At 63.7% G+C, this 5,219-nt stretch carries 5 protein-coding genes and 1 tRNA gene; 2 read left to right on the forward strand and 4 right to left on the reverse strand.

Annotation, left to right across the window (positions count from 1 at the left end; translation table 11 throughout):
* The 4 genes from hisD to EN935_RS21245 form a co-directional block, all read right to left on the reverse strand.
* Window positions 1–856, reverse strand: an 856-nt coding sequence (gene hisD, locus EN935_RS21230; RefSeq protein WP_127373581.1) for a histidinol dehydrogenase, incomplete at its 3' end; no start/stop codon positions are given.
* Window positions 857–863: 7 nt separating this feature from the next.
* A complete protein-coding gene (locus EN935_RS21235) occupies window positions 864–1,298 on the reverse strand; it encodes a DUF2948 family protein (protein ID WP_109670553.1) in 435 nt (144 codons plus the stop codon).
* Window positions 1,299–1,504: 206 nt separating this feature from the next.
* Window positions 1,505–2,797 (reverse strand): UDP-N-acetylglucosamine 1-carboxyvinyltransferase, encoded by a 1,293-nt coding sequence (murA, locus tag EN935_RS21240; protein WP_109670551.1) that lies wholly within the window; start codon window positions 2,795–2,797, stop codon window positions 1,505–1,507.
* Between the two features lie 128 nt (window positions 2,798–2,925).
* Window positions 2,926–3,120, reverse strand: coding sequence for a hypothetical protein (locus EN935_RS21245; RefSeq protein WP_109670614.1), 195 nt, complete (start codon window positions 3,118–3,120; stop codon window positions 2,926–2,928).
* A 161-nt stretch (window positions 3,121–3,281) separates the two neighbouring features.
* Between EN935_RS21245 and EN935_RS21250 the strand changes: the two genes are divergently transcribed.
* Both EN935_RS21250 and EN935_RS21255 read left to right on the forward strand, forming a co-directional pair.
* Window positions 3,282–3,356 (forward strand) — tRNA-Thr (locus EN935_RS21250).
* A gap of 310 nt (window positions 3,357–3,666) precedes the next feature.
* Window positions 3,667–5,219 (forward strand): DUF882 domain-containing protein (locus EN935_RS21255; RefSeq protein ID WP_245489015.1); only part of this gene is annotated, 1,553 nt, incomplete at its 3' end.

Consider the following 5,219-nt stretch of genomic DNA (forward strand, 5'->3'; position numbering starts at 1 on the left):
CGACCGCCTGTTCGACAGCGATGCCGAAGGCCGGATCGTCGGTGACCAGGATCGACTGCGCCGATGTGTCGTGCTCGGCCTGGGCCAGCAGATCGGCGGCGATCCAGTCCGGATCGTTGCTGCCGTCGGCCACGACGAGCACTTCCGACGGCCCGGCGATCATGTCGATGCCGACGGTGCCGAACACCTGGCGCTTGGCCGCCGCGACATAAGCATTGCCCGGGCCGACGATCTTGGCGACTGGCCTGATCGTCTCGGTTCCGTAGGCAAGAGCTGCGATCGCCTGCGCGCCGCCGACGCGGTAGATTTCCGACACGCCTGATATATCGGCGGCCACCAGCACCAGTGGATTGATGATGCCGCCCGGCGCCGGCACGACCATGACGATGCGCTCGACGCCGGCCACCCTGGCCGGGACAGCGTTCATCAGCACCGAGCTTGGATAGCTCGCCGTGCCGCCCGGCACATAGAGCCCGACCGCCTCGACCGCCGTCCAGCGCCAGCCGAGTTCGACGCCAGCGGCATCCGTATAGCGGTCGTCCTTCGGCCGCTGCCGCTCGTGATGGGAGCGGATGCGGTCGCGCGCGAATTCCAGCGCCTCGATCGTCTTTGGGTCGGCGGCCTTGTAAGCCTGCGCGATGTCGTCCTTCGAGACGGCGATGCCTAGCCCAGCCAGATCGGCGCGATCGAACTTCTGCGAATAGTCGATCAGCGCCGCGTCTCCTTCGGCGCGCACGCGCGCGATAATATCGCGGACCGCGGCATCGACATCGGCCGACACTTCCCGCTTGGTCAGCAGGAAGGCGGCGAAACGCTGCTCGAAATCGGCGTCGGACTGACGAAGCGTGATGGCCATCGGACGCTCAGGCCTTGTGGATCGGGCGCGAGGTGGCTTCCCACGCCCCGCCGATATCGGCAAGGCGGGCCTCGATGCATTCGACATCGAGCATGATCGTGCCGCCGCCCGCAAAGATCAGCTCGACGATGCCGGCCGGCTTGCTGATCTCGATGAAGCTGATCGCCAGCAGTGATAGGACCTCATTCGGCTTGTCGCGGTCAATGCCACTGGTCTTGGCGCCGAGCACCCGGTCGAAATGCAGCACGGCCTGCCGCCGCTCATTGTGCTGGCGAAACAGGCCGGATTTCGCCTCCCAGACAAAACGGTTCATGGTCAGCAGGAAACGCTTGGCCGCAGGCAGGAATTCGAGGTCGCTGACTTTCAGTACGGCGTCCTGGACATGGGCCGAAACAATGCTCAGGTCCTGGTCGTCGAGTGCGATAAGCTTAAGGGCGGTCATACGGATTTCGCACCTGAAGGTTGATTGTTCAGCCTTCTGTTAGGCGGTCTTGGCGATCCGTGCAACCGCGCCAGCAGCTGCAGGTCTGTGCTGCCCCCCATCGCCCTACCGGGCACTTCTCCCCGTATAGTGACGGGGAGAAGGACGCTGCCGTAAAGGATTTCGCCAATCTCCTGCCGTTGCTGGAGAGGAGCCGAGGTCGCGAGCTACGCCGAAATCCGCTCGATCACCGCGCCGCAGTTGGACAGCTTTTCTTCCAGCCGCTCGAAGCCGCGGTCGAGATGGTAGACCCGGTTGACCGTGGTTTCGCCTTCCGCCGCCAGGCCGGCAATGACCAGCGACACGGAGGCACGAAGATCGGTCGCCATGACCGGCGCGCCCTTCAGCTTCGGCACGCCGTCGACGATCGCCGTCTGGCCCGAAAGCGTGATGTGGGCGCCGAGCCGCGCCAGCTCCTGCACATGCATGAAGCGGTTTTCGAAAATCGTCTCGGTGATGCGCGACTTGCCCTTGGCCATCGTCATCAGGCCCATGAACTGCGCCTGTAAATCGGTCGGGAAGGCCGGGAAGGGTGCGGTCGTCACGTCGACCGGCGAAATACCGGCGCCGTTGCGCTTTACGCGAATGCCGGAATTGGTTGGCGTGATTTCGGCGCCGGTCTGGGCGATCACGTCCAGTGCTGTCTGCAGCAGCTCCGGCCGCGCGCCTTCGAGCACGACATCGCCGCCGGTCATGGCAACGGCCATGGCATAGGTGCCGGTCTCGATGCGGTCGGGGATGACACGCACGCGCGCACCCGACAGCGATTCGACGCCGTCGATGGTGATGGTTGGCGTGCCGGCGCCATAAATCTTCGCGCCCATGGCATTGAGGCATTCGGCGAGGTTGACGATTTCCGGCTCGCAGGCGGCATTTTCCAGCACCGTCTCGCCCTTGGCCAGCGCCGCCGCCATCATCAGCACATGGGTGGCTCCGACCGAGACTTTCGGGAAGATGTAGCGGTTGCCGACAAGGCGGCCATTCCGGGTCTTGGCGATGACATAGCCGGTGTCGACGTCGATATCGGCGCCCAGCGCTTGCAGGCCTTCGAGGAACAGATCGACCGGGCGCGTGCCGATGGCGCAACCACCCGGCAGCGACACCTTGGCTTCGCCCATGCGGGCCAGCAGCGGGCCGATCACCCAGAACGATGCGCGCATCTTCGACACCAGCTCGTAAGGGGCCGTCGTGTCGACGATGTTGCGGGCGGAGAAGTTGATGGTGCGCGAATAGCCCTCATTCTGCTTCTCGCGGCGGCCATTGACCGAATAATCGACGCCGTGATTGCCCAGAATGCGGATCAGCTGCTCGACATCGGCCAGATGCGGGACGTTTTCCAGCGTCAGCGTGTCGTCGGTCAAAAGCGAGGCGATCATCAGGGGCAGCGCTGCGTTTTTCGCGCCCGAGATCGGAATACTTCCGGAGAGCTTGTTGCCCCCGACAATTCTGATGCGATCCATGGAAGAACGTCCCTCTCGGCCAAAAAGGCCGGTTCAATCGTTTGAGTAGCGGCCCGTCTAGACCATTGGCCGGCTTGGTTCAAGAAATAGGATTTCCTGCTATCCGAACCAAGAGTGGCCGATTTGAGTTAATCTTTCCGCATTTCCTTCGAAGCAGCGAGCCCGTCCGGTCGCTGGTCGGCTTCTCCGGTGCGGCGCGAGCGCGACTGCGCCTTGCGCTTCTGCAGATTGGCGCGCAATTGCTCGGCCAGCCGATCCTTGCGGTTGGTACCGCCCTTTTTCGCTGGACCATCCTTTTTCAGTGGAATTACCTTGTCGTTCATCGTCCCGCCCTGGCTGGCGACCAGCCAGCTCGCCATTCAGGGATAGCCAACATTGTGGCGCCGCCATGTCATTAAAAGCTATCCGGCAAAGCCTTTCACAGAAGCGTTGCACTTGGCCTTGCGCTTGCCGGTTCGATATGGCAGAAGCCCCGCCATCAGCGGCTGCGGTAGCTCAGTGGTAGAGCACTCCCTTGGTAAGGGAGAGGTCGAGAGTTCAATCCTCTCTCGCAGCACCAGTTTCCAACCATCATCCTTGTTAGCCCCCTTCGTCCTCTGCATCTGCGTGGGCGGCGCGGCGATCGTGCCGGCAGACCTGATCAGCAGTGCATTGCTCCAGAAAAGAGTTGCCAGGGCAACCTCCAGCCGAAGCGCATTCTCGGCACCCGACACGATTCATTAACCAAGATGCTGTTCATCGACATGACGTGTTTTCGGCATGGATGCGCGCCTGCGCCGGTCAAGGCCATGCTCTGTCGGTTAGAGGCCGAAAGCCTCTTCATCTGGGCGGAGACCTCAAACCGCCCGAAACAAAAGAATGTGCAAGGCATGAACGTGATTGAAAGCGAGCAAAACGCGCCCGACGCCTCCCATCGTTGGACATTGCTGCCGGTCATCATGGCAGCGTTCCTTTGCCTGTGCGTCACCAGCGCGTTCGCGGAGACGCGGGCTCTGAGGATTCAACATCTCCATACCGGCGAGAAGGCTGAAATCGTCTTCAAGCGCAATGGGCGTTACGATCCGGCGGGATTGAAGAGGATCAATCTCATGCTGCGCGACTGGCGTCGCAACGAACCGACGAAGATGGATCCTCGCCTGCTCGATCTTGTCTGGCAGGCCTATCGTGCCAGCGGCTCAAGGGCCTATATCCATGTGGTCAGCGCCTATCGTTCGCCGGCGACGAACGCAATGCTGCGCAGCCGCTCGAAGGGCGTGGCCCGGGAAAGCCAGCACATGGTTGGCCGCGCGATGGATTTCTTCCTGCCGGATGTGCCGCTGAAGAAGCTGCGCGACATCGGCCTCAAGATGCAGGGCGGCGGCGTCGGCTATTACCCGACCTCCGGTTCGCCTTTCATACATATGGATGTCGGCAATGTGCGGCACTGGCCGGGCATCAGCCGCCAGGAACTTGCCAGGGTATTTCCCAACGGCAACACACTGCATGTGCCGAGCGACGGCAAACCGCTGCCCGGCTACGAGCAGGCGTTTGCCGCCTACAAATCGCGCAAGGGCGCCGGCACGCCCAACATCGAACTGGCAAGCGTCGACGGCGGCCAACGCAGGCCGCGCGGCCTGCTGGCGACGCTTCTGGGTGGCGGAGACGAGTCGGATGATGTCGCGGAGGCGGTGCCGGCACCACGCAAGCCGGCCAGATCGGTTGAACCCAGGCCTGCCGGCATCGCTATCGTGCCGCCGCAGGATGCCCAGCGGGCGGACATCCAGATGGCTGCCAGCGATCCAGGCGAGGAACCGCCAGTTGGACAGAAGGGGAAGACGCCTGAAGCGATCGTCACGGCCATGGCGCCGGGCTCGGTGCCGCTGCCCGCCTTCGCATCGCGCACCGAGCTTGCGGCACCCGTTCCGACCCCGCAAACCGCACCGTTGGCAAACGCCGATGCGTCCACGGCACGGGCCGAACTGGCCGATGCCAAGCCGGCAGCCGCCAATGCCGAAATTTCCACGGGCAAGGCGGATGCCGCTGCCGCGAGCGCCGCGCCGGACATGGTGGCGCTCAACATCCCTTTGCCGACATGGCGGCCGGAAAGCCGGACAAGCCCGGCGCGCCAGCCGGAAGCAGCCAAATCTCGCGATGCGGTCGGTGCCCTCCTGGCCATGCAGCACTCCGCTGACGGCCTTGATGGTCTGGCCGGCCAGCGGGTTGCGGTTCCCCCATCGAAGCCCGAAGATCGCGTCAGGACCAGCCCGAAGGCCGACCGCGTCCAGCCACGTCTCGATCCCGAAGCCACCGCCGTCATTGTGCCAGCCGCGTTGTCCGGCCGGCCGATCGGGACAAGTCGCGGCATCGCCGGCGGAGCCAGGCCTGCGACGGCGCCCGTCATTGCCGCCAATCTCATCCGCACGGCGCCGGAGCACATCTATCT

The sequence above is a fragment of the Mesorhizobium sp. M7D.F.Ca.US.004.03.1.1 genome, from assembly GCF_003998635.1.
Lineage (GTDB): Bacteria > Pseudomonadota > Alphaproteobacteria > Rhizobiales > Rhizobiaceae > Mesorhizobium > Mesorhizobium loti.